Source organism: Spirosoma horti, from assembly GCF_054776595.1.
On the sequence record NZ_BAAHBQ010000006.1, the window covers coordinates 212,587 to 236,800 of the forward strand.

The following is a 24,214-nucleotide window of genomic DNA, read 5'->3' on the forward strand; positions in this document are numbered from 1 at the left end:
AATGGTACTAGATCAGTGACTATTGATTCATTATGAGTTGATAAACGCCAGCAGGTCAGCGTTAATGGTATCCGCTTCGGTAGTTGGCATACCATGCGGGAAGCCAGGATACGAAATCAATTTCCCATGTTTCAACAACTTAACCGCCTTGGCTCCGGAAATGGGAAAGGGAACGATCTGATCATCTTCGCCATGCAGTACCAGAACAGGAATATCCACACTTTTGAGATCTTCCGTAAAATCGGTTTCTGAAAAGGCTTTGATCCCATCATAATGGGCTTTGATACTTCCCATCATGCCCTGGCGCCACCAATTATCCCGGATTCCCTGTGAGATGGTTGCCCCCTCCCGATTGTACCCATAAAATGGAAGTGTGAAATCCTGAAAATATTGGGGGCGGTGCTTAGCCGTCCCTTCCCGTATTTCGTCAAATACCGACATGGGAACGCCGTCAGGGTTGGCTTCTGTCTGGACCATTAGGGGTGTAACTGCACTAATCAGCACGGCTTTAGCGACTCGGCCCTGGCCATGTTTGGCCACGTAATGAATCACTTCGCCACCGCCCGTTGAATGGCCGATGTGGATCGCATCTTTTAGATCGAGGAATTGGGTTAACTCGGCCACATCGGCAACATAGGTGTCCATATTATGGCCATCAGATGTATGGGATGAACGGCCATGTCCCCGGCGATCATGGGCAATAACGCGAAATCCTCGCTCCACGAAAAACATCAATTGGGTGTCCCAATCATCGCTTGATAAAGGCCAGCCATGATGAAAAACAAGCGGTTGGCCTGTTCCCCAATCTTTGTAAAAAATCTCGGTACCGTCTTTTACTGTGATCTTGCCCATGATTGTACGATTTAATTGTAGAGAGTAGATGAAAAATTAGAAACCGGTATTTTTCGTTTCCTTTACCTCATTGATCCGGTTAACGGGCAGCTCGTATAGCGTTCAATCAATGCGTAGTAAAGTAATAACGTAAATTCGTTTGCCGGATCAAAATTACCAGGAGAAGGCCGAAGCGAACGGTACAAACAACTGGTATTCCAGTACAAAGAGAGGATTTGTGTTCATCATAACGTCTCCTGACACTATTTTTACCAAACGAAGCGAAGTCAGCTACCTATCTTAGCGCCATGTCCTGGAATTGTTTCGGTACTCAGTGCTCCAAGACCAGCATCAAGCCTTCACCCGATGAGAAAATCGTTTCTTTCCCTTTTACTTGGTCTGGTTATGGCCTGCCAGGCAGTAGCTCAATCCACGCCTGGGTCTGGCAACGGCCTCACCTACACCAATCCCGTTATTGAAGGGGATTTTGCCGACCCGTCCATCATTCGGATCGGGAACACCTACTTTGCCGTTGGTACATCCTCCGAGTGGGGGCCAGCCTTCCCCATCTATACCTCGGAAGACCTGGTGAACTGGGCCTATGTGGGCCCTGCCTTTCGCCAACTACCCGCCTGGACAATGGGTAGCTATTGGGCACCCGAGCTTTTTTATCGGAAGGGCACCTATTACCTGTATTACACCGCTCGGCGAAAATCCGACAAGCGTTCGTTTATCGGAGTGGCGACCACACGCGAGCTCAACAAAGGGTTCACCGATCATGGCTTATTACTCGAATGGACTAGCGAAGCCATTGATCCTTTTATCATAGAGGACGGCGGCAAACGCTTCATTACCTGGAAAGCCTACGGCTTGGATCAGGGTAGGCCCATCGAAATCCTGGGGGCGGAACTGGCTGCTGACGGACTTAAGGTTAGTGGGCCCGCCTTTACGCTCATCAAGGCGGAGCCCGCTAATTGGGAAAAGGGCGGAGCCGAAGGACAGGCAATTTTCAAACGGGGTCGTTATTACTACATGCTTTACTCAGGCAACGCCTGTTGTGGGCTGGCGTGTAATTACCAGGTCGGTCTGGCTCGGGCCGAGACCCTGCAGGGGCCCTGGGAGAAATACGCCAACAACCCCATTTTAGTCAGTGATACCACCTGGAAATGTCCTGGACATGGTACTGTTGTCGTTACACCTGATCAGCGTTACTTCTATTTACATCATGCCTATAACGGCGTCGACTTTACCCTTACCGGCCGTCAGGGTGTGCTGAGTGAATTAATTTGGGATGAGCAAAGCCAATGGCCCGCTTTCCGGTATGGCCGCTCAACGCCCAGGCAGGCGGAGTCACCCCTACAGGCCCGGCAGAAACGACAGCCGGACCTACGTGTTAACTTTAGCCAAGCCATCAAGCAGACTCCCTGGGTCTGGGATGTTAGCCTTCCCAAGCCCATCTATCGAGTCAATCAGGGACAATTACAGCTTGTTCGTCAGGGCTCAAGTCCGGGAGGCACCTTCCTGGGGCTCGTTATCAGAAAAGGAACCTATTCCCTGTCGGCCGATATTCTCCCCCGATCCGATCTGCTCCAAAGTTTGTGTGTGTATGGAGATGCCCAAAATCAATTAGGCATTGGCATTCGGCCTGGATGGCTCGAGGTCTGGCAACTTAAAGCAGGCGTGCGCAAGGTTCTAACGACGCACCCCCTTCCAGCAGGAGCCCCTCTAATTACGCTACAATTACGGAGCAAAGGAGGCCAGCTTTATGAGTTCGGCTGGCGCACCAAAGCTGGTGAATATAAGCGGCTAATGGACAGCCCCTTAGATGGCTCTTTTCTACCTCGTTGGGATCGGGCTCCTCGTGTCGGTATCAGCCTGAACGGTAAAGACCAGGTAAGCAGCCGGGTTCGGACGTTGAGTATTCGGTATGACGACTAGTACTGATTTTGGGCAATAAAACACTCATCATTAGTAAAGGCTGGATCCGGAGGGCTAGCTATTTATTCGCTTTATTAACTGACTGATTTCCTGTTCTCATATGTAGCCAACCGGAGCAAAGCGTTGTTGTGAGTAGACAAGTCGTCAGCCGACTACCGTTCCGTTCCCCGGCTGATTGAACAGGATTCATTGCCAGCTATCCCAAATAGCTTTTGCCAGTTTGGCGATTACGGCTTCCCGGGTGGTCTGGTCCGCTTTGGCGTCGCTTATAAAAACGGCCAGGGCCATGTGCTGCCCATTGGGAAACGTAATCAGGCCAATGTCGTTTGTGGCAGCCGTAATCCCGTCCAGGGTCCAGGATGTACCCGTTTTGTGGGCCACTGGGGTTCCGATGGGCAATAGCCCTTTCAAACGCTTGAGTCCGGTTTCTGTATCGGTCATTAGTTGCAGCAACAGGGTCCGGCTTGTTGCGGTTAACCCGCGTCCCTGTTGCAGGGCCTTCAGTAAGGTTACCGCTTCATCCGGTCGGGCCCAGTTACGGTATTGTATGGCGTTATGGGTCCCGATTTCTTTCTCCGTGTTGACCACCATCAGTTGGCGGATACCCAGATTTTTGAGGTAGGTCATGATGCTTAGTGGCCCACCAACCAACCGCATTAGAACATCGCTAGCCGACCCGTCACTTTCCGATACGGCATAGCGTAACAACTCCTTTAGGGTTACGTCAGCACCGCCCGGATGCTTATCCCGGAGGGGGCTGTGCTGACGTTCGGATACGTAATCTCCGGTCGTAACATGAACCAACTGATCCAGAGTAAATTTGCCTTCATCAACCTGGTGCAGGGTAGCCATGGCGATGGGAAATTTATAAACACTTTGCATCGGAAAATGCTCATCCCCATGAAAGGACATAGACTTACCCGTTTCGATCAGGGTTGCCGCTACCCCAACACGTCCCTGGGCAAGGCAAGCAATCTGTTCAAGCTGGTCGTAAAGGCGGGTGCCTTTAGCCTCCGTCTGTTTGCTGGGTTGAGCGTTGATAAAGGCTGAAACTAACAGCGCTACGGGCAACAGAAGGTGTTTAATCATATAATCTTGCTTTTAACTGGCTTTGCTTCATTAAACAGGCCATCTCAATCAGGCTTCATTGAGTGTCGAGTTTAAGGGCGTAAGGCCAATCAATGAATTTCTACTCTTTCGTTCACTAAATCACCCATTCGTGAAACACCTGATGTTTATGCTTCCGAGAATTGGTCCGGAAGTTGAGCAAGCGCATCCGCTTTACGTCAACATCAAGTAGCATTAACCCACATTTGGCAAGATAAGTAATTCTTATCCATAATATTAGTTGACGCTTGAGTGACTAACAGGCAACGCTTGGGAATTTCCTGCATCTTTAGCAAACATATAAACCTGCCGTATGAAAACCCCGGGATACCTGCTCTTACCTGTTGCTTTGTTGATGGTAGTAAGTTCCTTTATCAAGACGTACGCTCAATCAGCAACAGATAGAGCCTCGTTAGAAAAAACAAGTCAGGCTATCCGGGCCGCCTTCGCACAGGGGGATGTAGCCACTATCCTTTCTTATCATCATCCTGACGTCATTAAAGCGCTTAGTTATACAAAGTATTTAAATGGCCGTGATGCGGTGAAAGCCGATCTGGCAGGGACATTTCAGGGATTTACCTTAGCATTCGAAGACAACCAGGTCGAGAGTCTGTTCATTCAAGGGGACACCGCTATCGAACAGGCTCTTTTTACGATTAAAGGCACACCCAAAATTGGGGGGAAACCCTTCATCTTCAAAGGGCGTGCGCAGGTTGTGTACGTCCGTTATAAACAGAGTCCAACCGGCTGGGCCTCCATTCGGGAAATTATTCAACCCGCTACTGAGTAAATGCCCGATTATCAACATGTGGAAGTTTTTCTGGCTTGTTACTACGAACAATTCGCGTATCACCCTCCACGTTGTCAGCAAAACGTGCCCCTATTTCTACGGCAAGTGCCCCCAAACGATAGCATTTAGGGCACTGCGAATTCACGAAATCTGACTATTGATCCCTAATCTGTAGCTTGTCAATAACTGGCTAACTCCATTCGAAGGACAGGGCCGATCGGGCAGGGCTTTATCGGTACGAGTAAAAAAAAGGAATGATCGCTTATTAATGAGTACTCGTCTACCTGGATAAGCCCCATGAGAATTGCAGGATTACTATTATTCGGTTTGCTGATCATCTTACAAAGGCTAAACGCACAGCCATTCGGCGTGGGCCAGATCCGGAAAAACGTACCACTTGATTCGATTCGGCTCAGCGATCCGTTTATTCTGGCTGACAAAAAGACAAACAGGTACTTCATGACCGGAACGGGTGGTATGCTCTGGAAAAGCGCTGATCTGAAACTATGGGAAGGGCCTTACCCGGTCGCCCAGACAGACCCCGGCTCGTGGATGGGACCTAAACCAATGATATGGGCCGCGGAACTGCATTCATTTAAAAACAAGTACTACTATTTCGCCACCTTCACCAACCGGGCGGTCAAAATTGATACCGTTGGAAAAAACATCATCGAACGGCGAGCCAGTCATATACTTGTCAGCGACAAGCCCGACGGGCCCTATGTACCCATGCATGATGCCACTTACCTGCCTGCCACCAAACCTACGCTCGACGGTACATTTTGGGTCGACAAGGACGGGAAACCCTATATGGTGTATTGCTACGAATGGCTGCAGAACAATAACGGCACCATCGAAAAAATAGAACTAAAGCCCGATTTGAGCGGCAGCCTGGGCGAGGGTAAACTGCTGTTCCGCGCCAGCGATTCGCCCTGGAGCCGCGAAAAAGATTCGACCGGCCACGACCGACCGAACAAAGTCACCGACGGGCCGTTTCTATTCCTGACCAAAACCGGCCGACTGGGTATGCTGTGGACGAGCTGGATTTACGACGTCTACACGCAGGGGGTAGCTTATTCAAAAAGTGGCACGCTTGATGGCCCCTGGATACAGGAAAAAGACCCGATCACCCCATCTAATTTTGGCCATGGCATGTTGTTCACCACGCTCGATGGGAAGCTACTTATGTCAGTGCATAGCCACAGAAGCCTAAATGGGCGCACCGTCCGTATTCCCTGCCTATTCGAAGCCGATCTATCGGGAGACAAACTGATCGTTGGAAAACAATACATACCTTAATAAAACCACACTTCCTGGCTCATCTGCTTGGTGAACATAACTCGTTCTGCAGCGATCTGGCAATCGTTGCAGAAATTGATCGTATTTTACAACCATACTTGACCGTTTGCAGAATAACGGCCAAGTGTATGGGTGCGAGAATAGCCCTAAAAGGCTCTTTCCCGGCCTTGTGATGCCCCAGGAAGCTTACAAACCTTGCCGCTACAGGGTGCGTATACCTCATCGGCGGCCCTCCATTGACCAATCAATACGCTTTGTTTTCCAATGAGTATAGTTCATCACGGCTCAGGCATAGCGTTGTTTTAATAGGTTCATCATGAATACGTTGATCTCCCATTGATTGCCAATGGGAAGCTGGGTATAAGGCATAACGGGCATATAGGGCGCCGGACCAAACTCGGTTGTAATGGTCAACGAGTCGCCGGAGCGGTTGGTATTAGTTGCCCGGTATGTTTCAACGACTTTGTCCCACCAGGCCAAATGCGTATTGAGGGTCAGTTCCCATTCCGAAGCGCGGGGATCGTTAACCTGAGGCCCTCCCGGATGCCCCACCCGGCTGTGAATATGGTCGGTACGGGATATAGCCAGCTTCACCGCTTCGGTCTGATCATCCAGTAATGATTCATGGACGTTACACCAGTGCGAAATATCGAGGCAAATGCGCAGATCAGGGAGCTTAGTCAAATAGTCCTGCGCGATATGAGCCGCAAACAGCGACTTTCCCCGGTGCGTTTCGTGGATAATTTTCACGCCTGTTTCAGCTGAAACACGGTCGGCCAGTTGGAACAGGTGTTTGTTCTGCTCGAACGTAAAGAAATCCTTACCTGTCTGACAGTTGATGAAAACGGGCCGCGCGGCAATCAGATTCCGGAGGTACTTTTCATAGTTCCGACTATGTTCGTCAAGATCGCTTTCGAACGATTGCCAGTACTGGCCGATCAACTCAAGATCATAGTCGGTAAGCGTAGCTACAATTTCCCGGCTCTCATCGGCTTCCAGGGGCAAGGCCATTTCCACCCCATCGTAGCCAGCGGCTTTCACGTTCTGGCAGAACGTAGCAAACGGTAACGTATTTCCCCATTGGGGCGCGTAGAATTTAATTTGCATAGCGGAGCTGGTCGTCGGTTTGCAGTATACGGTTAGTCATTAATGTTTTTTTGATAAGCTATCGTCTGCAGCACCTGCGCCACCCGGACGTATTGCGCACCAAGCGTTTTGGCATTCTGACCAACGTCGGCCAGTTTGTTTTGCAGATCAGGATAGCCAACTCCAAATGAAGAGCATTTCATGCCCCGTTCGTCAAGGAATTTTCGTAGTTCGGCGGCTGTTTCACCGAACCGATTGGAAAATGCCACGTCGGTAATTCCCAATGACTTGATGGTATCGAGCGTAGCCGCTACGTTTTTAGCAAAGCTATCTCGATTATGTATACGACACGACTCCCGGTGTTTGAGGAAATCCCTTTTTTTGCGCCTGAGCAGCGCCAACGCTCAACAGAATTGCGAAAACCAGCCGTTTTTTTTCACAATTTGTACTAGCATGCCTAAACTGACTTATAACGTAGCGTCCTCGGCAGATAACTTCATCGCCCACGCTAGCGGCTCTATCGAAGGCGTTCAGATATCAGGCGATTTTGCCAACGATTTTCTGAAACGTATGGTGACAGTCACCTGGTTTCTGCCTTACTCCTGGTATTCCCGCAGCAGCGTCTTGAGCTGTTGGAGCGGCTTAACGAAGCTTTTCCTATTTTCGGCGCGAATAGCAGCGTAACAGGACAGCAGCGTAAGGACATAGGTAAGGAGCGCACCGCCGGGAAAAGTGCGCACTCCTCCCGGCACATACAGGGTAAAAACCAGGATAACTCCAATGGCCCCACTAATCGGGATCAGTAGCAACTCATACCGCTTCTTGAACGTAAAAAAGCCGTCCAGTAACTGGTACTGCTCCGCCAGGTAGTCTCGGATTGAAGCCGGCTCTTTACTCATAAGCTGGCCTCTGGCGACCCGCTTAAATTTGTTCATCAGGACAATGGTAAACGGAAGGTATAACAACATACCTGACAGGCTCAGTAACAGAATGTGTGTTTGTGGCCAGTACTTGATGACAAGGTGGCTACACATCGCATAAACGACTAGTTGCAGGGTAAACGAAGCCCAGAAATAGTGAAAGCTGGCTTTCGTATGCTTACGCACGCGGGACGTAATGATTTTGCGAAGGGAGGCTTCATCCAGCCGCGTCTGCCCGTCAGCAGCGGAGGCTTTGCCGGATGGCTCCCAATGTTGTTTGAGTTGATCAAGAGTTGACATTGTCAGGAGAATTTGTTTGTTTTTTGAGTTGTGCTTCCAGTTCTTTTTTGATGCGTACCAGCCGTACACTCACGTTGGATTTTGTCAGACCGGTAATGGTGGCGATCTCTTCGTAGCTTACCTCATCCAGGTATAAAAGCACAATGGCTTTATTTAAAGGAGACAACGTGGCGATAGCCTGAAAAAGGGCCTGCCGTTGTTCTTCCTCAGGGCCAGTTGCTGGCTCCGGTATCTGCTGATGACTGAGCGAAAGGCGCTCCCAGTTCCTACGGGTAGTTTTCTTATGCCAGGTCAGGGCTGTATTCAGACACACCCGATACATCCAGGTGGTAAAACTGGAACGTTCGCCGAAACTTGGATAGGCTTTCCAAAGTTGGTACAGCATCTCCTGCAACAGATCGGCCCGCTCTTCGGGGTCCTGGCAGTACAAGCGGCACACCTTATGGGCAATGCCAAAGTGGTCATTGATCTGGTTAAGAAAGGGTTGCTCCAACTGGTCAGCCATCGTCCTGATACGTTAAGGTTTTGCACTGTAACCTACCAGTTAGTAGCCGGTTATACCCAAAAACTACAGTCTGTTCAAGAAAATTTGGTAACCCGACTTAGGTATGGGGCGAACGGAACAATGCTGTCAATGATTGAAATGGTCCCGCGAATTCCGAGTGGATGCGGGGAGGGCGAGGAAAAGTCAAACACACAACGGACAAAATCTGGCCGGGCATGGGCGTTAGCCCGGCCTGTATATTTCAGCAGAACAGACCCGATTTTTAATAAATCATCGCCCAGCCGCCCGCTAACGGCGTTCGGCTGGGCGATAGTATCTGATAGACGCTAGGCTACGAGCTCCATTTCACGTATTTCTGCCAGTTATGCTGTTCGTTAAAGCCCAGTACTTCGCGGATTTTACGATTGGAAAACAAGGCTTCATTTTCCCCCAATTCGCGACTGATGGGCACTCCGGGGAAGTATGTTTCGGCCAGTTCTTTGCTGGGAAGGATGGCCCCATTCTCATCATTGCCCGCATTGAAAACCTGATAACCAAGGTTATCTTTTTGCAGGCATAAATCCACAATCTGGCCCAGGTCACGCGCATCGATATAACAGAAGGCATTCCGACGGCGCACTTCAGGGTTTGCCAGATAAGCGGGAAACAGATCAGCGTATTCGTGCGGTTCAATCACATTGCCGATACGAAGGGCATAAATATCAAAGCCTGACCGGCGCTGGAAGCTACGGGCCGTTTGTTCATTGACAACCTTCGATAAGCCGTAGCTATCCATAGGATCAACGTCGTAATCCTCTTCCAGCGGTAACGATTTAGGATTAGTTTTACCATCTGAAAAACAGATCCCATACGTGGTCTCTGAAGAGGCAATGATAATCTTTCGAATGCCAAGTTTAACAGCAGCTTCGATTACATTGTAGGTACCTATGGTATTGACCCGAAACGTTTCATTATCCGGCTTGAGTAAGATCCTGGGTATGGCAGCAAAATGGACTAATGCATCAAATTTGGGTATGCCATTCCCTGGCTCCAATTCATCTAAGTCCGTATATGAACTCATGGCATTGAACATCTGGCCTGAATCGGTCGTATCCGCAACCAGATTAGCTACCCCCGGGTGATCCAAAGGAGCTAGGTCTACATTCATCACTTTATGCCCCTGTTCGAGCAGGTAAGCCACGACATGTTTGCCTGCTTTTCCCGATCCTCCTGTAAATAATATGCGCTTTTTAGTCATGCGTTTGCCCGAGTTAGCGATTGACAGTAATTAGACAGATTTCAATAAGATTTCAACTGGAGCTGGCTAAGCTGTGAAAGGGAGATAAAGTAGCGTTTACGCCCTTTCTAACCAATCCTACGAAAAATAACACGTTTCAAAAAAGCCAGGCCCGTTGAACCAGAACATGCCTCTTACGATGGAAACAGCGTAGCTGGTTTTACCTCGGTGATGAGCCGTCAACCGACGTAAGCTGCCGGAAAGGGCGCTTTCACTAACCTGCTCAACGCCTGCACGAAGGGTTTAGGCTGCTCGGCCGAAAGGTTCACGTTGATTCTGTACTACTATTTCGTAGTGTGATGTCAAGGATGTAATTATGGTCACAATCGACTGGCGCGATTTTCTAACTATTTTATCCATGGCAACCGCAGCCGTCGCCCGATACAAGCTGACTAGACCAATAAGAAGTACATAGCCATTCGCATACAAACAAAAAAGCCCCAAATCCGGGGCTTTTTTGTTTGTATGCCATAATTACTTATCCGTGAAAGAAATCCTTCATCTTGTCGAAGAATCCTTTTTCATTTTTATTGGGCTTTGGCTGGAAGTTCGGCGAGTTGCGCAATTTTTCAAGAATACCGCGCTCTTCGGCCGATAGCATTTTGGGCGTCCAGACGTTGACATGAACCAGTTCGTCACCCCGTCCGTAGCCGTTTAGCTCTTTAATACCTTTTCCCTTCAAACGGAGGATTTTCCCGCTTTGCGTACCGGGTTCGAGCGTGATGCGGGCTTTTCCATCAATGGTCGGCACTTCAACACTGGTACCAATGGCCGCATCGACAAAGTTGACGTATAAATCGAACACGACGTTATTCCCATCGCGTTTGAGGTCTATGTCTTCCTCTTCTTCGATCACAATCAGCAAGTCGCCGGCAACACCGCCCCGTGGGGGAACGTTGCCTTTACCACCAACCGACAGTTGGATGCCTTCGGCCACACCAGCCGGAATTTTGATTGGAATAACATCTTCCTGCAAGACGCGTCCTTCACCGAAACAGGCGTCGCAGCGGTCGGTGACAAGTTTACCTTCGCCGTTACAGGTTGGGCACGTACTGGTCGAAACCATCTGGCCAAGCATCGTATTGACCACTTTGCGCGTCTGGCCCGTACCGCTACAGGTCGAACAGGTCTGTACCGCCGTGCCATTTTTAGAGCCGTTGCCGCCACAGGTATTACAGGTAACGTGGCGCTTCACTTTTATCTTCTTCTCAACACCGTTGGCAACTTCCTGCAAATTCAACTTCAGTTTGATGCGCAGATCGGAGCCACGACGAACGCGCTGCCGACCACCACCGCCACCACCCTGAGCACCCCGGAAGAAACTACCAAACGGTGAATCGTCGCCAAAGACATCGCCAAACTGGCTGAATATATCTTCCATCGATGGGCCGCCAGCGCCATATCCGCCCCCAGCAGCACCACCCATACCGGCATGGCCAAACTGATCATACCGCGCTTTTTTCTGAGGATCGTTCAAGACATCGTAAGCCTCAGCCGCTTCCTTAAATTTCTCTTCGGCGGTCGGGTCATCCGGATTCTTGTCGGGGTGGTACTTGATAGCCATCTTACGATAGGCTTTCTTGAGGTCTTCTGTCGAGACGTTCTTGTCAACGCCCAGTATTTCGTAATAATCGCGCTTCGTTGCCATATCTTTCAATGTTGAATGATAGAATAACTGAATGATAGAATAGCGTATGCCAACCCATTCTATCATTCAGTCATTCTATCATTCAATCATTATGTTAACTTCCTACAATCACTTTTGCAAACCGAATGACCTTGTCATTCAGGTAATATCCTTTCTCGATTTCTTCGATCACTTTCCCTTTCAGATCGTCGCTGGGAGCCGGGAATTGCGTAACAGACTCGTGCAGATCAGCATCAAAGGCTTCACCTTTAGAAACCATTGGCTTCAGGCCTTTTCCTTCGAGCGTCTTGAACAGCTTGTTATAAATCAACGAAACGCCTTCTTTCAAAGCCGCCACATCGTTTGTATTATCGATGGATTGCATGGCCCGTTCGAAATCGTCAACAACTGGGATCAGGGCTTTCAATACACCCTCATTCGCATTGTTGATCAACTCCAGTTTCTCCTTTGCGGTGCGCCGACGGAAGTTCTCAAAATCAGCGTATAAACGGAGATATTTATCTTTCAGTTCAGCTACTTCACTGCCGTTTTTTTGGGGCTCAACCGGGGTGGCTTCGGCCTCGACGCTTTCCGTCGATGTCGTTTCTTCCGCTTCGGTGGGCTCTCCACCATTCACCGTTACAGCCTCTTCACCGTCCGCCGTTGCAGTTGTCAGGTTGTCAGGTTGTTGCGTATCGCTGGATGCCTGATCATCCAAAATGTCTTTATTTTCCATTACTGAGCTTCTATTTCTCTTCCAGAAATTCATAAGCAAAGATGGGCAAAAGACCGGCCAAAACCGCATTTCCTGCCAACTTGGCACACAGTATCCAGATTTGTATCTTCTGGATTTGATAGATTTGCCGGATTTATATTCGGCTCAGCTGTGTTTTCTTTTTGTTATTCCAGTCTTTTTAATTTAGTCTGTCTCCTATGCCTTCGTCTGTCAGCCACTACACGCAACTCATCAAAGCAAAAGCCGCTGAACTGGGCTTTGATTTTTGCGGGGTGGCCAAAGCCGATTTTCTGGAAGAGGAAGCGCCCCGGTTGGAAACCTGGCTGAAAAATGGGATGCACGGTCAGATGAATTACATGGCCAACCATTTCGATAAACGACTGGATCCGCGGTTGCTGGTCGATGATGCAAAATCGGTGCTAACCGTGCTGCTTAACTATTACCCCGAGCAAAAACTTCCCGAAGGCGATGATGACCTTAAACTATCCAAATACGCCTACGGCACTGATTATCACTTTGTTATTAAGGACAAACTAAAGGATTTACTGACTTTCATACAGGACGAAATTGGCGAGGTGGGCGGACGCGCTTTTGTCGATTCGGCGCCGGTCATGGATAAGGCCTGGGCCAAACGCGCCGGGCTTGGCTGGGTGGGCAAGCACACGAACCTGATCAATCGGGAGATCGGTTCATTTTTCTTCATTGGCGAACTGATTCTCGACCTGGAGCTGGAACCCGACGGCCCGATAACGGACTATTGCGGCACCTGTACCCGTTGCATCGACGCCTGCCCGACCGATGCCATCGTTGGACCCTATGTGGTTGACGGCAGTAAGTGCATTTCCTATTTTACCATTGAGCTGAAAGAAGCCATTCCGACCGAAGTTCAGGGAAAATTCGAGAATTGGATGTTTGGCTGCGATATCTGCCAGGACGTGTGCCCCTGGAACCGGTTCGCCCGCCCCCATAAAACGCCCGCCTTCGACCCTCATCCCGACTTGGCCAGTCTAACCAAAACCGACTGGAAAGAAATTACGGAAGACGTTTTCCGGGAGATATTCCGCCGATCGGCCGTTAAGCGGACTAAGCTGGACGGGTTGAAACGCAATATTGCCTTCCTTTCCTCGACGGACGACTCATCCGGTAACGAGTAAAGTAGTTAATTGCCAATCTGTAAGTGCCGTAGGCACGATAGGTTGTAGCGCGGCCATCCTGTCCGCAGTGCTATACAGATGACCCGTGAATCTACACAGGAGCAGCCTAACTATTCCTGTGCTGCATAGTATGCCTTTAATACCTCGCCAACACGCCACACCTCCTCAAAAGTGTTGTACAAAGGGGTTGGTGCCAACCGAATACAGTCCGGCTCCCGCCAATCGCCAATGATGCCGTTTTCCACCAGATAAGTAAACAAACCTTTGCCATTTTTACGGACCAGCAGCGACAGTTGACAGCCACGCTGGTTTGGATCATCGGGGGTCAGGAGAATGACTTCTTCCAATTGGTTCAGTATAGACTCCAGAAAACCCGTCAGCTGTTCGCTTTTTTGCCGGAGCGCCACCATGCCAGCTTCAGCCGTGATGGCAATGGCAGCCCTGTGCAGCGATAGAGCCAGAATATTGGGCGTGCTGACTTGCCAGCCATCCGCACCAGGAGCGGGCAAAAATCCGGGCGTCATCTCGAATCGTTTGTCTTCCCGATAGCCCCACCAACCAGCTAGTCGGGGTAAGTTTTGATCGTGGTGTTTTTCATGCACAAACACCCCCGATACGGCACCAGGGCCGCCATTGAGGTATTTGTAGGAACACCAGGTGGCAAAATCAACACCCCAATCGTGCAGTCGCAAAGGGATATTACCGATGGCATGGGCCAGGTCGAACCCAATGGGAACACAATATTTTCGCGCCGTTTCGGCAATGGCGGCCATGTTGTAAACCTGACCCGTATAGTAGTTAAGGCCACTCATCCAGATCAACGCCAGCGAATCAGCATGCTCGGCAATAGCGGCCTGTATATCCGTTATGTGAATTAGATTATCGTCGGGTCTTGGAGCGATTTCGATGATCGCATCGGATGGCTGTAAATTATACTGCTTCACATGGGTTTCCAGGGCGTACTGGTCCGATGGAAAGTCCCCTTTGATGGTCAGTATCTTGTATTTTTTGTTACCCGACCCATTCACCGCATCACCGGGCCGGTAAAAGGAGGCCAGCAGTAAATGAAGATTCACCGTCAGGGCGTTCATGGGGCAAACTTCGGCGGGCAGCGCCCCAACAATCTGAGCCAGTGCATCTTTACAGGTTTCGTGATACCGGAGCCACGGTTGCTCGGCGGCTTCGGGTTTATCAAACCAGCCTTCAACGCCTAGATTTTGCCATGTATCCAGTTCCTGTTCTAAAGCTTCCCTGGCCGTTTTTGGCTGCAACCCAAGTGAATTACCACAGAGATAGATCAGATCCTGCCCGTTGCGCCGGGGAATATGGAAGCGGTCACGATAGGAACGAAGCGGGTCGGCCTGATCGAGTTGCCGGGCAAAATCAAGGGTATTTTTGTAGATCATGGATGGAGTCTGTACGTTTTTCAAGTTCCGGTTTCAAGCTACTTATGCTGTTTCAGCAACCACGCATATAGGGCGTTATCCTCATACACGTATTGAATGCCGTGGCCTTCTTTTTCCAGCCGAGTGAAGTTAATCTTCCCCCGGCAATCAGTTAACCGTTTCACCAATCGCTCTGTTTCGGAGATTGGAATTAGATCGTCAGCCGTTCCATGAAATGTCCAGATCGGAATATGTTTGATCCGGCAAATCCGTGTCGAATCATCACAGCCGCCACATAAGGGAACCACAGCCGCAAATTTGTCCGGATAGTTTACGGCGGTTTGCCAAGCGCCATAGCCTCCCATGCTGATACCGGTCAAATAGATGCGCTTTTGATCAATCCGGTACTTGGTTGTCAGTTCAGCATACAGCGAATCGAACCAGTTATCGGTCGACCAGAATTTGCCATCCGGACATTGGGGAGAGGCAATAATGAACGAAAAATCCCGGCCTCTGTCGACCAAGTGCGGTAGTCCGTATGTCTTTAATTTACTTAAATCTTGTCCTCCCTGCGACCCGCCGTGCAGATAAATAACTATAGGAAACTTGGCTTTATTGGTGTTATATTCTTTTGGCAGATAAAGCAGATACGGGTATTTCACGTAGTTTTTGGCCGTAGGCTGCGCCTGCGTTTTTAGCGGTAGGGTTAACATAAACAGGCTGATAAACGCACAAAGCAACTGGGAGCGCATGGAAGGAGAAGTTGTTCACAAAGATTGTGAACTATCCACTTAATTCAGCTTGGATCAGAAAAAGTCTTTCCAATCAGCTATAGTGCGGTCAGCCTGGTGGGAATGCTTCAAATTCTGAAACCTTCTATCTTTTCCTCCTGATCAACAGCAAACATTTCGCGACTTAACGACAGGAAAACTATAGGCTAAACCCAGATCAAAGACAGTTGACTTCCCGCCATGGCTATTGCAAAACGCTATCAGTGCCTGATAATGCTGAATAGGTAGAGTTGTTTTACAGTCGCGGCTAGAGAATCGTGTCGGCCCCGGGAATCGTCAACGCAAGTCGGCCAATCAAGAAAGAGCCGATTACGGCTAATGGAGCAACAAAGATGAGCTTCAGGAAGGGATCGAGCGACACACCGGCTACCAGCAGCGACAAACTGATGATGAGCAGTGGATGAAAAATATAGGTACTGTAGGCACTTCGGGCCAGCTTATCCAGAAACGCATTATTACCATTCCAATGGTATTTGCCATAGCTTAACAAAGCCATACTGATTGACAGGCCCGTTAGCTGTTCCCAAAGACATAATAGCAGGGATTGCCAGTTCCATCCTCCACTAAAATTGTCAATAGACAACTGTAGTTTTATCGCTGCCACGAACAGCAATGGGAAACCAATCCCAACAAAACCCAAGGCTAACCACCCAAATCGCTTTCCTTCCCGGATCGATAGTTGATCGAGCCACTTATTCTGGCGAGCCACTACACCTACAGCGAATAAGACTACATACTGGGGAAAATAACTAAACTGAAAGCCCAGGAAGGGCAATACCCAGCCGATAGGGAAGACCAGCCGAACCAGAAAACTGACCAGCCCAAGAGCAACGGCAAACAGGAGAATACCGCTCATTGGGGGTAATTGAATAGCGTACTGTAGCGTGTAGCGTTGCCGTAGAACCACATAAATCAACGTAAACGTCAGCAAAGCCGCAACAAACCACAACACACCCGGATCGATCCAGTCGTCGTAACCGATTAGAAATTGCCAAAAAGTGGCCCGCTGATGCTGGCCATAGCGGTATACTAAAAAGTTCATTATTGGTGAGAGAACCAGCGAATAAAACACCAACGGAATACCCAGCCGCTTGAGTCGGTCCTGCACAAACCAAGGGGCTCCTTTGCGCTGGTAAGACGGTTCGATAAAGTAGGCTGCGAGCAGAAAGAAGAGCCCCATAAAAAACGATTGGTTTGTGGAAACAAACAACGCTAACCCAAACTTAGCGGCAAGCTGGGTCGTGGGTTGTCGATAATACCAGCCACCTGGGGCGCCATAGGTAATACAAACGTGGTGTAAAATGACCAGTATGGTCAATAGTATTCGGGTGTGATCGAGGTAGCGAATTTTTGGCTGGGCGCCACCGGCTAAAGGGGAAGAGGCAATTGTTGGCATGGAAGACGTGTAGAAACAAAACACAAGGTTAGACAAAAAGTGTCAAACAGGCGTAAATGCGTTTACTCGTTAGGCCGGCGTAACGTATGCCTTTAGGGAATATACGCATCGCACTTCAAGCACAACAGGCGCTACCCAATCAGTCAATGCGTTCAAATGAGGCTAGTTCGACCCAAACAAACAGCCCCACGTCTCCATAAGACGTGGGGCTGTTTGTTTGGGTCAGTTCGTTTATTGATGAGCCATTCCGCTGTCTTTTTTGCAACAGCTCGGAAGTTTGTTATAACCGGCTTCGTCAGCCACGACTTCTTCCGCGTCGTAACCCGTTTTGCTGATGTTCGCTTTTAATTTGGATATATCCGTTTTTGCCGGATTGTATTTGATGGTAACGACTTTGGATTTCACGTCAAGATCCGCTTCTTTGACACCTTTTTCGTAAGACAGATTCCGTTCAATACGGGATTTGCACATGCCACAGATGGCCGATGTCTTGATTTTCACTTCCTTTTCCTTGTCGTCGCGGGTTGGTGCACCAGCGAATAGGTTGCCTATAAGCAATAATGACGTTAGGGTGGTTAGAAACAGGTTACGCAACATAGGGGTATGTGGTTTATAGTGAATTGATAACGATAGTTTAGTCCAAATGGTGCCCGGCAAGAAGCGCTACTTCCTATACAAAATACCTGCTTAGCGGCTCATGCCCTTCATCTGACCATGACCCGCGTGATTCATGCTTTTCATGGTCATCAGGCTGGGCGTCAGGCGTAGGTAAATTTCTCCCGAAATGGGCATTTTTCCATAAAGAGATTGTAAAAAATGATCGGGCATACTTGTCGTCACCTGCGCGCCCAGTACCAAATCGGTGCTGTGTTGCTGAACGATTCGGTAGTTCATACCGAGTGTCAGGTTGTTAATAACAAACGACTGATCGCGGGTGATTTTCCCGATCTCTCCCGATGATGTCGGCTGGTAGATAGCCAGCTCTTCCGCCGATTTCTTGACGTTTTCATATCGGCCATAAACCGCTACTTTATCCAGTTGCAGGCTACTTTCTGCCAGGTACGAATTCTCACCAGCGCCATCGTGGCTATTGCGCCCCCAAACAACCGCCGACGTTATATAGCTGGAAGGTCCCAGTCCCTTGCTGTGCAAAATGGATGCCGTAGTTCGGGTGATGTTTTCTTCGGGATGCGCTTCTTCGGGGCTGTGCAGAAATCCCTGCGAGAATTGAACGGCAAAGGAAGGCGACGGATTCACGGATAAACGATAGGAATAACTGTCAAATTTAGGCGTATCGAAGTTATAGCGATTCTCGTCGGGTTCACGCCCTTTAAAAGTCGATGCCTCCAGCTTGGCCCATTTGTACCGAAAACCCGCCGTAGCAACGCCAAACAAAATGTGTGTAGCATCCTGCCAGTGGTGGCTGAGGGGTGCGTCGGGGTTGTTGAATGCCGAAATCCGGTGCATAAACGCAGGCGGCCCAAGGGCGGGTTCGCCTGGATACCCGACGTATCCATATACATCTACGTCTTTACTAAGCGCATGACTGTAACTCACGGATAGCTCTGACACAAGATCATGTGGGTGTTGCCGATCTATCAAAGGCTGGCCTTTATATGTTTCGCCCGTTTGAAACAGCAACGGGTACCCACCATTTCCCACCGTCAGCGGGTCGAGCGACACCATAGCGCGCACCTGAAACAGGCCACGCTGCCCAACTTTACGTTGCGCCATGCCCATAAACCAGTTCGGTGCCCCCAGTTGCTGCCCACGCCCCCGACTGTCAGGATTGTTGCCATTCTGATTTGTGTACCGTAAATAAATGGCGTAGTGCAGCATATAACTCCAGCCTTTGGGCGTTGGCTGGCTCATGTAGGCATACATGGGCGTATTGTCGGGATGCCACGATGTGCCGGAACCATTCCGGTTCATGGGTAAATTCCGCGATAACGAGTGCGTCATACCCATCGTTGTGTCCATTGTCAGGCCCTGATTCAGGGCTTTCATGTCACCTGTCATTTCCATACCCTTTTGCTGATCCATATTCATACCATGGTGTCCGGAATGATCCATGGGCAGGGTGGTATCAGCAACCGTTTTGCCGGAAGTTTTCCCGTTCGCAGGCGTATTCTGAGCGGGCATTTTCATGCCTTCGTGGTGCTGATGCTGCGCCTGAACGACACCAGTCAGCGCTATGAGCCAAAAGAAGAAAAGTATTTTTGTCATAACGTCGGTATGAGTATGGCCTCGACTTGAAAAAATGGCGCAAATTACGACGTACACTTAAGTCGTGTTTTAACATTGATTAGTAGTAAGCAAACAACTACTAATCAATGTTTTATGCTCCACGAAGACTGTTTTTATGCATTTGCCGACATTGACCGGCACTCTTCGGCACACTTGCGGCAAGCTTCAGCGCAGGCTTTGCAATGAGCAAAATGATCTGCGTGTTTTTCGCATTCTTCGGCACAGGCTTCGCATACTTCGGCGCACAACACCATGAAATCGCGGGCAAATTCAGAGCCGCGGGCATCTAACCGACCGCAGAGTGTGCAAATATCGGCACAATCGCGACAGAGCTTGATGCAGGCCGTCATGTCATGGCCTTTGCCATCTTTGTCACCCATTTCCAGGCAGGCAGTAGCGCACCGTTCGCACGCTTCCGCGCAACTGAAACAAGTATCCGTGTGGCTGTGGTTGTGTTGCATGGTTTCCATAATCGTTGTCATTTTATTGACCACCGTTGGTCTGACAAAATAACTACGCTTTCCCGATAGAGTTTTTACATAATTGTGGTCTGGTTTTATACCTGCACGAATAATGCGTCGAGACTTTTCTCCAGATCGGCAATGGAGACGAAGACGTCTTCCTCAATATGGTGCTTCGTCTGCCCCATTTTAATGACATGGCTGTAGGCCGAATAACGCATGTCCATAACCTGGGAGAGGTACGCGAAGTGGTCGACAATCATGTTGGCCGGGAACAACTCAAAAAGGTGCGTTCCGGGTTCGCACCAGATTATATTCGTAAAGGAAGCCCCGTGTGGCCCCATGATAAACGAAGCATTTTTATAGATCGTTACCTGCTCCGCCACCGACCGGGGTTTGTCTTCAATGATGGTGAAGTCGTACTTTTCCAGCAGTTTAAGTAAGGCGGCTTCGTTCACAACTTTGCGACGAGTGGACCGGCTTATATAAATTCGGCTTTGGTTCGTTTGTTTGATCGTCAGTTTGGCTTCTACCAGTTCTTTCAAGGCAAAAATATCGGCTGGGTCCGGGTAAAACCAGTGCCCGCTATTGGCCAGAATACACCGGTCAAACCGAATATCATACGCGACGCTATCGAAGATATGATCTGGTTCAACCCCAATCAACGCCAGGTACTCCTGCTCGTAGGTCGTCTTGAAAAGCGGATATGCCAGGGCGGCCTCGGCGAAGACCTGCTCTGGCAAGGCGGCTTTCATACGGCTCAGTTTAGCAGCCACCAGTATGACAAAGTCATAATAGCCTCCAAAGACGACGATATCCAGATAATGGCTAAAGGGGGCAATAACCGTTTCATACGCTAGCAGGGTTCGCTTACCAAAGCCCCGCCAATTTTTAACCAGGTGGTAACTCTCGAAATCCAGACACAATACCTTGCCTTCGGCCAGAATACCTCCATAAGGTAGTTGAACCGCCTTTTTCGTTCCCCGTTTGTAACTCCAGACAAATGACGGATGCGTGGCGGCCCGGACGGGCGAAAAAATAAGCTTTGTCAGCTCCCCCTGATTTTGCACACCGGGTATAAAGACCTCTCTTACCGGGCTTTTCGCCGTTTGATAGTTCTCCAGAAAGGTTTCTGTTTCCTGTTTCGTCAATGGATCAACTTTACATGCCTTCAGGACCCGCTTAAGTAAGGCCCTGGGAAAAGCCTTCACGGTTGCAAAAAAAGAATAGATCATACATATGGTTAGGTTATGCTTCTTTAGACTGATTTCTTTTATAATCAGACACATAGACAACCTTATGTTAGAACGATTCTGCCGAACCAGGTATCCTGCCTGACAGGCCCAGCGGTATCTTGACGAGTTGCTTTCCACCGCCTACGGCGAAAAATTACTACCCAGCAAGCCAATCCGTAGTTGTCCTAAATGGCGTCCAGGTTGCGTCGGTTTGCATGGACGGCCTTTCTGAATTGCCCCGGCGTTTGACCAGTCACCTGCCGAAATTGACTGGAGAGGTGCTGAACACTGCTGTAGCTCAATCGCCAGGCTATCTCACTCAGGGTAAGTTCAGCGTATTGCAGCCACTCTTTCACTTTCTCGATCTTAAGCGCAATGATGTACTTCTCTAACGTCTGACCTTCACTGGACGAAAATAGCCCACTCAAATACGAGTACTCATAGCCTACTTTCCGCTCCAGAAACGTCGAGTAGTTTTCAGTCGGTAGCCGGTCGGCTTTCAGGTACTGGATCTCATTGATTAGCAACACTTTGATGTGTTCTACGAGCGACTGCTTTTTGTCGTCGATCAAATCAAATCCGTTTTCCTGCAACCGGTGGCGGATAGCCTCCAGGGTGTGGGCAGTCGGTGGAGTATCGAGGTCGACCTCCCCCAACTCAACCCGATTAACAACCAAACCCAGTTGCTCGAGTTCATCCCGGACGACACGCTTGCAGCGATCGCACACCATATTTCGGACGGTAAGTGTCATTAGTTTACTGGTTTAAAGCGAAACCCTATATAGACCATACGCCCCGTTACGGGTCCCCACGCCCGGCTTGCCGCATCGAAAACAGGCCCGTAGGGATCATTGGCCGCAAAAATGGGATTCAACTGGCGGAAGCCCGTCAGGTTCTCCCCACCCAGGTAGATTTCCCAACCACTCCTGAATCCACGACTAAGCTGCGCATTCAGGTTGGCGAATCCCGGCGAGTAATCCGTTGGCGAATTCTGGTTGCTGGCATGCACATAGCCTTCACGCAGATAGTGGATCCGGCGGGGACCGTTCCACTGCAGCGTTGCGTCGAATTTCCATTTATCGTAGGGCAATGCATAGCCCACATTCAGCAGAAATCGCTCGCGTGGCACCATCATTTTGGGGAGCAGCACTGTATCTCCGGCTGGCATGGCCGTACTTTGCTGGGTATCGAAAAGCCGGTAAGCCACTTTCACCTCAAACCGCCGGGCAGGCTGCACATTTAGCTCAGCCTGAAAACTATTGGCAAATGAGCGGCCATGATGCGTTGCATCGCGCAGGTTATAAAAATACAGGAGCGACGAGTTCTCTACATTGACTACCAGCTGGTTCTGAAAATCAGTCCGGTAGTAGTCCAGCGCCAACGATGCTTTTTTACGCAGGACTGTAAAGTCTTTTGTTAGGCTAAGGCCATAATTCCAGGAGACTTCGGGCTTTAACGGCGTCAGGTTCCAGTTGATGTAAGGACCGGCATTTCTGTTTTGGTACATAAACACGGCCCGTGAGCTCACCAGAAACCCCATATTTTCGCTGATCGGGTTGGGCACCCGGAAGCCCCGCCCCGCCGAAGCCCGTAGCGTCAGACTCTGACTAATATTGTACTTTACATGCGCGCGGGGCGTCCATTGCGGACCGAACAGATTATGGTAATCAAACCGTCCGCCAAGCACGAGTGTCATTTTTTCGGGGTAGGTGTATGTATATTCAGCAAAAACGCCTGGCACCGACTCCGTACGGCTGGTGGCTAAAGCGGCCAGATCTTCTTTGTAATCATCCAGCAAATAGCTTAGTCCCGCTTTGTAGGTGTGGTTCGTAGTGCCAATGATGTTCTGATAGATCAGGTTTGCGTAGAGGGTTCGCTGCTGTCCGTTATAGGGTCTGAAGCCGATAATAGCCGTTTGGTCATGGTGAACACCGTTTATGATCAGGCCCAGACCTTTGTACGGTTTATCGGGGAAGAGAATGGCCGTTTTTGAGAAGAACTCCAGACGTCGGGTTGTGTTTCCAAATTGATACCGGGCGATACCGACCGGTGAACGAAATGTCGATAGCTGCCCCCCGTCGCGGTCTTCATAAAGCGCCTTCACCCCGAACTGCGCCATGAATCGTTCGCTGCTATACTTATATCGATTGATGGCGTTGAGTTGTGTGTACAAAGGCAAATCGCGGAAACCATCGTTGTTCTGATCAATTTCCTTCTGGAGGGTGCTGGCATGGCCCAACACGCCCACACTCCACTTTTTATTGAGTGTATGTGACCAGTTCACGTTTCCTTCAATTCGCCCAAAGCTGTTCGCGTAGCCGTTCAAAAATAGCTTGTTCGTATCGTCCGGCTTTTGCAGTTCGATGTTCATTTGGCCGCTCATGGATTCGTAGCCGTTTACGACAGAACCGGCTCCTTTGCCAACGTCGATGCTGGTGATCCAGGTACCGGGAATGTAGTTTAACCCAAACGTAGTGGCCAGCCCGCGTACCGTCGGAATATTCTCGATGTTCGTCTGAACGTATTGGCCACCCAGGCCCAGAAACTGAATTTGTTTCGCACCGGTAACGGCATCACTATACGACACACTGACGGAGGCATTGGTTTCAAAGCTCTCCGACAGGTTGCAGCAGGCGGCTTTGGCGAGGGTGCGCTGCGTGATAAGCTCCGTTTGAATGGGATTGATCCGGTCGATCTGCCCCGGCGCCCCCGACACCGTTACCTCCTGCAAGGTTCGTTCGGAACGAAGCGTCACCGTTAATTCAACGGATGGATCGGTAACGACCAGGGTATCTGCCTGGTAGCCAACGTAGCTAATAATCAGTCGGTTCTGAGTCGGATGCGTGAGTAGTTGAAACAGTCCATCTGCATCCGTATTCGCACCCGAAGTTGTGCCAGCCCAGATGACCGTTGCACCGACCAAAGGTAGGCGCTTTCCGTTCACGGTTTCGCCAACGCTACCCCGAACCGGTCTGTTTTTTTCGATGAGAGTGGTATCCGACTGCGCCTGCACGGCGGGCAGAATGGCGAATAAGCCAAGCCATAGCCCACTGATTAGCAGCACAATCCGTAAAAATGAAAAGTACATGAGTCTGCTGATTAATAAGTACGTAGAACAAGCCCATGATTA

22 protein-coding genes are annotated in these 24,214 nt (G+C 49.7%); 4 read left to right on the forward strand and 18 right to left on the reverse strand.

Features of this window, described 5'->3' with window-relative positions; all coding sequences use genetic code 11:
- Nucleotides 1–30: 30 nt before the first annotated feature.
- Nucleotides 31–852, reverse strand: coding sequence for an alpha/beta fold hydrolase (locus ACYVAM_RS19385; RefSeq protein WP_461070020.1), 822 nt, complete (start codon nt 850–852; stop codon nt 31–33).
- A 345-nt stretch (nt 853–1,197) separates the two neighbouring features.
- Here ACYVAM_RS19385 and ACYVAM_RS19390 point away from each other — a divergent pair, with 345 nt between their 5' ends.
- Nucleotides 1,198–2,769 carry a glycoside hydrolase family 43 protein gene (locus ACYVAM_RS19390; RefSeq protein ID WP_461070022.1) on the forward strand — a complete coding sequence of 524 codons (1,572 nt, stop codon included), beginning with the start codon at nt 1,198–1,200 and terminating at the stop codon, nt 2,767–2,769.
- Between the two features lie 186 nt (nt 2,770–2,955).
- On the opposite strand, the gene bla is transcribed toward ACYVAM_RS19390, so the two are convergent.
- The gene (gene bla / locus ACYVAM_RS19395) at nt 2,956–3,858 is read right to left on the reverse strand and encodes a class A beta-lactamase (protein ID WP_461070024.1); all 903 of its coding nucleotides are present in this window, start codon (nt 3,856–3,858) and stop codon (nt 2,956–2,958) included.
- A 331-nt stretch (nt 3,859–4,189) separates the two neighbouring features.
- Here bla and ACYVAM_RS19400 point away from each other — a divergent pair, with 331 nt between their 5' ends.
- Entirely contained in the window at nt 4,190–4,666 is a 477-nt protein-coding gene (locus ACYVAM_RS19400; RefSeq protein WP_461070026.1) for a YybH family protein, read from the forward strand.
- A 297-nt stretch (nt 4,667–4,963) separates the two neighbouring features.
- Nucleotides 4,964–5,965 carry a glycoside hydrolase family 43 protein gene (locus ACYVAM_RS19405; protein WP_461070028.1) on the forward strand — a complete coding sequence of 334 codons (1,002 nt, stop codon included), beginning with the start codon at nt 4,964–4,966 and terminating at the stop codon, nt 5,963–5,965.
- A gap of 285 nt (nt 5,966–6,250) precedes the next feature.
- Here ACYVAM_RS19405 and ACYVAM_RS19410 read toward each other — a convergent pair whose 3' ends face one another.
- The 7 genes from ACYVAM_RS19410 to ACYVAM_RS19440 form a co-directional block, all read right to left on the reverse strand.
- On the reverse strand, nt 6,251–7,072 hold the full coding sequence (locus tag ACYVAM_RS19410) for a sugar phosphate isomerase/epimerase family protein (RefSeq protein WP_461070030.1): 822 nt from the start codon (nt 7,070–7,072) through the stop codon (nt 6,251–6,253).
- Nucleotides 7,073–7,104: 32 nt separating this feature from the next.
- Nucleotides 7,105–7,452, reverse strand: a complete 348-nt coding sequence (locus tag ACYVAM_RS19415; RefSeq protein ID WP_461070032.1) for a hypothetical protein — start codon at nt 7,450–7,452, stop codon at nt 7,105–7,107.
- A 195-nt stretch (nt 7,453–7,647) separates the two neighbouring features.
- On the reverse strand, nt 7,648–8,271 hold the full coding sequence (locus ACYVAM_RS19420; RefSeq protein ID WP_461070034.1) for a hypothetical protein: 624 nt from the start codon (nt 8,269–8,271) through the stop codon (nt 7,648–7,650).
- Entirely contained in the window at nt 8,258–8,776 is a 519-nt protein-coding gene (locus ACYVAM_RS19425; protein ID WP_461070036.1) for an RNA polymerase sigma factor, read from the reverse strand. The genes ACYVAM_RS19420 and ACYVAM_RS19425 overlap by 14 nt, the downstream gene beginning before the upstream one ends.
- A gap of 331 nt (nt 8,777–9,107) precedes the next feature.
- On the reverse strand, nt 9,108–10,013 hold the full coding sequence (locus ACYVAM_RS19430) for an NAD-dependent epimerase/dehydratase family protein (RefSeq protein WP_461070038.1): 906 nt from the start codon (nt 10,011–10,013) through the stop codon (nt 9,108–9,110).
- 517 nt (nt 10,014–10,530) lie between these two features.
- Nucleotides 10,531–11,700, reverse strand: coding sequence for a molecular chaperone DnaJ (gene dnaJ, locus ACYVAM_RS19435; protein ID WP_461070040.1), 1,170 nt, complete (start codon nt 11,698–11,700; stop codon nt 10,531–10,533).
- 94 nt (nt 11,701–11,794) lie between these two features.
- A complete protein-coding gene (locus tag ACYVAM_RS19440) occupies nt 11,795–12,415 on the reverse strand; it encodes a nucleotide exchange factor GrpE (RefSeq protein WP_461070042.1) in 621 nt (206 codons plus the stop codon).
- Between the two features lie 197 nt (nt 12,416–12,612).
- Between ACYVAM_RS19440 and queG the strand changes: the two genes are divergently transcribed.
- Nucleotides 12,613–13,569, forward strand: a complete 957-nt coding sequence (gene queG, locus ACYVAM_RS19445; protein WP_461070044.1) for a tRNA epoxyqueuosine(34) reductase QueG — start codon at nt 12,613–12,615, stop codon at nt 13,567–13,569.
- A gap of 110 nt (nt 13,570–13,679) precedes the next feature.
- Here queG and kynU read toward each other — a convergent pair whose 3' ends face one another.
- The 9 genes from kynU to ACYVAM_RS19490 form a co-directional block, all read right to left on the reverse strand.
- Nucleotides 13,680–14,975, reverse strand: a complete 1,296-nt coding sequence (kynU, locus tag ACYVAM_RS19450) for a kynureninase (protein WP_461070046.1) — start codon at nt 14,973–14,975, stop codon at nt 13,680–13,682.
- Nucleotides 14,976–15,013: 38 nt separating this feature from the next.
- A complete protein-coding gene (locus tag ACYVAM_RS19455) occupies nt 15,014–15,706 on the reverse strand; it encodes a carboxylesterase family protein (protein ID WP_461070048.1) in 693 nt (230 codons plus the stop codon).
- Between the two features lie 286 nt (nt 15,707–15,992).
- On the reverse strand, nt 15,993–17,141 hold the full coding sequence (locus tag ACYVAM_RS19460) for an acyltransferase family protein (RefSeq protein ID WP_461070050.1): 1,149 nt from the start codon (nt 17,139–17,141) through the stop codon (nt 15,993–15,995).
- Between the two features lie 231 nt (nt 17,142–17,372).
- On the reverse strand, nt 17,373–17,738 hold the full coding sequence (locus tag ACYVAM_RS19465; RefSeq protein WP_461070052.1) for a heavy-metal-associated domain-containing protein: 366 nt from the start codon (nt 17,736–17,738) through the stop codon (nt 17,373–17,375).
- Nucleotides 17,739–17,828: 90 nt separating this feature from the next.
- The gene (locus tag ACYVAM_RS19470; RefSeq protein WP_461070054.1) at nt 17,829–19,367 is read right to left on the reverse strand and encodes a hypothetical protein; all 1,539 of its coding nucleotides are present in this window, start codon (nt 19,365–19,367) and stop codon (nt 17,829–17,831) included.
- A gap of 134 nt (nt 19,368–19,501) precedes the next feature.
- Complete coding sequence (locus ACYVAM_RS19475) at nt 19,502–19,858, reverse strand: four-helix bundle copper-binding protein (protein WP_461070056.1); 357 nt, start codon at nt 19,856–19,858, stop codon at nt 19,502–19,504.
- A gap of 86 nt (nt 19,859–19,944) precedes the next feature.
- Nucleotides 19,945–21,084 carry a glycosyltransferase family 61 protein gene (locus ACYVAM_RS19480; protein ID WP_461070058.1) on the reverse strand — a complete coding sequence of 380 codons (1,140 nt, stop codon included), beginning with the start codon at nt 21,082–21,084 and terminating at the stop codon, nt 19,945–19,947.
- Between the two features lie 185 nt (nt 21,085–21,269).
- Complete coding sequence (locus ACYVAM_RS19485; RefSeq protein ID WP_461070060.1) at nt 21,270–21,836, reverse strand: AraC family transcriptional regulator; 567 nt, start codon at nt 21,834–21,836, stop codon at nt 21,270–21,272.
- Nucleotides 21,836–24,172: a TonB-dependent receptor gene (locus ACYVAM_RS19490; protein WP_461070062.1), complete on the reverse strand. Its 2,337-nt coding sequence runs from the start codon at nt 24,170–24,172 to the stop codon at nt 21,836–21,838. The genes ACYVAM_RS19485 and ACYVAM_RS19490 overlap by 1 nt, the downstream gene beginning before the upstream one ends.
- Nucleotides 24,173–24,214 lie beyond the last annotated feature (42 nt).